At 69.7% G+C, this 2,218-nt stretch carries 1 protein-coding gene; it reads left to right on the top strand.

Features of this window, described 5'->3' with window-relative positions; all coding sequences use genetic code 11:
- Positions 1 to 139 precede the first annotated feature (139 nt).
- Complete coding sequence (locus ACQKIP_RS45595; RefSeq protein ID WP_427745688.1) at positions 140 to 2,128, top strand: prolyl oligopeptidase family serine peptidase; 1,989 nt, start codon at positions 140 to 142, stop codon at positions 2,126 to 2,128.
- Positions 2,129 to 2,218: the final 90 nt, after the last annotated feature.

Below are 2,218 nucleotides of genomic sequence, written 5' to 3'. Positions count from 1 at the left end.
ACCATCGACCTGGGCTCGTTCTCCCGCAGGCGCGACGTCAACAAAGACTCGTCGGGCACCGTGTTCGGTTAGGCGCGCGAGGGCCGCCCGCTTTCGCCGCCGCCTCCCCGGAGCCTCCCCGTCAAGAAGGGACCCGTTCGTGCACGACATCCGTAACACCGCTGAGTACACGCGAGTTGCCGAGCACCTCGACCGCCTGCACACGCCGGCCCTCGGCCGACCGCACGCGGTCATGGATCCGCAGATCTCCCTCGACGCGTCCCGGGTTCTGGTCACCGGATCCGTGTTCGACGTCCTTGAGGGACAGCCCCGGACGCGGCTCTTCTCCGCCCGCGACGGCCGGCTCGTCGCGGTGTGCGCCGACGAAGGCTCCTGTTCGCACGGCGGACGCTTCTCGCCGGACGGCAAGACCCTGGCCTTCCTGTCCGACCGGGCCAAGAAGGGAGTGTTCCAGCTCTTCCTCGCCGACGCGGCCGGCGCCGACGACGCGATCGCCGCACCGGCCGTCAACGGAACGGTGGAGTACGTCTGCTGGTCGCCCGACAGCCGAAGGGTGCTGCTCGTCGTGGCCGGCGTGGGAGCCGACCTCGCCGGCGGACAGGGGTCGGGCACCAACGTCAGCGTCGAGAGCGACCTGCCGGCGTGGCACCCGGAGGTCGAGCACGGCGTCCCCGACTCCGCCTGGCGGTCGCTGTGGATGCACGATCCGCAGAGCGGCGCACTCACACAGGTGTCGCCCGAGGGAGTCAACTGCTGGGAGGCGGCCTGGTGCGGGCCCGACCGGATCCTGGCCATCACCAGTGACTCACCCAGTGAGGACTCCTGGTACGAGGCGGCGCTGTCGGTCATCGATCCGGCGAGCCGGTCCCACCGCCCGATCCTGACCGGCGACGGTGGCGCACAGCTCGGCCTTCCGGCAGGCTCTGCCGATGGCCGCTACGCAGCTGTCGTACAGGCCGTGTGCAGCGACCGGCAGGTCATCGCCGGTGATCTGATGGTGATCGAGGTGGCAACAGGCGTACGCACGCCCGTCGCCACCGGCGGCGTGGATGTCACCGCCGTGCAGTGGATCTCCGGTCATGTGCTGGGGTATGCCGGGCTGCGCGGTTTCGACTCCGTCTACGGCCGCTGCGAACATCCGAGGGGACGGGGCGAGGAGGTCTATGCCGCGCCCCTGTCGGCAGGCCCCATGTATCCGCAAGCCTCCTTCGCGGAAACTGGGGAGATCGCCGTGGTGCACAGCGCCTACCGGCTGCCTCACGAGGTCGTGGTGGTGGCCGGGGGAGAGACCGATGTGCGGGCGTCGGTGAGCCATGCCGGTTCGGACTACCTGCTGTCCGTGTGCGGCACGGCCCAGCAGATCACGTGGCAGGCCCCGGACGGTCTGGAGATTCAGGGAATCCTGTGCCTGCCGGACGGCGAGGGACCCTTCCCTCTCGTGATCAACATTCACGGCGGGCCGGTGTGGGCCTTCCAGGACTCGTGGTCCATGAAGTACCCGTGGGTCCCCCTCCTCGTCTCCCGGGGGTATGCGGTGCTCAGCCCCAACCCCCGCGGCAGCAGCGGACGCGGTCAGGCATTTGTCCGCCACGTCGTCGGGGACATGGGCGGCAAGGACAGCTACGACATCATCTCCGGCGTCGACGCGCTCGTGGAGCGAGGTGTCGCCGACCCCCAGCGCGTGGGACTCATCGGAGGGAGCTACGGCGGGTTCATGTCCTCCTGGCTGGTCACCCGGGACCAGCGCTTCGCCGCGGCGGTTCCCATCTCCCCGGTCACGGACTGGTACAGCCAGTCCTTCACCAGCAACATCGCCGGATGGGGCAACGCCTTCCTGCGCGCCGATCCCGAAGTGCCAGGGACCGCGGCCCACACGCGAAGCCCGGTCCTTCAGACCGGCAAGGTACGCACGCCCTGCCTCAACATCGCCGGAGCGAAGGACCGCTGCACCCCGCCCGGACAGGCACTTGAGTTCCATCGTGCGCTCACGGCGAAGGGCGTGGAGTCGGTCCTGGCCGTCTACCCCGAAGAGGGGCACGGAGTTCGCGCCTATCCGGCGGTCACCGACTTCCTGACCCGCGCCGTGATGTGGTTCGACCGGCACATGCCGCCTCGCGGCGGATCCTGACGACGGCCCGCGTCATACGCGGGACTCGCCGCCGGCGGCTGCCTCTACAGTGCGGGGATGGTCTCGGAGCTGCAGCAGCTTGTCGACGCG

Source organism: Streptomyces sp. NPDC059900, from assembly GCF_050270335.1.
GTDB lineage: Bacteria > Actinomycetota > Actinomycetes > Streptomycetales > Streptomycetaceae > Streptomyces.
The sequence above is the reverse complement of the archived record's forward strand: the minus strand, read 5'-3'. Positions and strand labels throughout refer to the sequence as shown.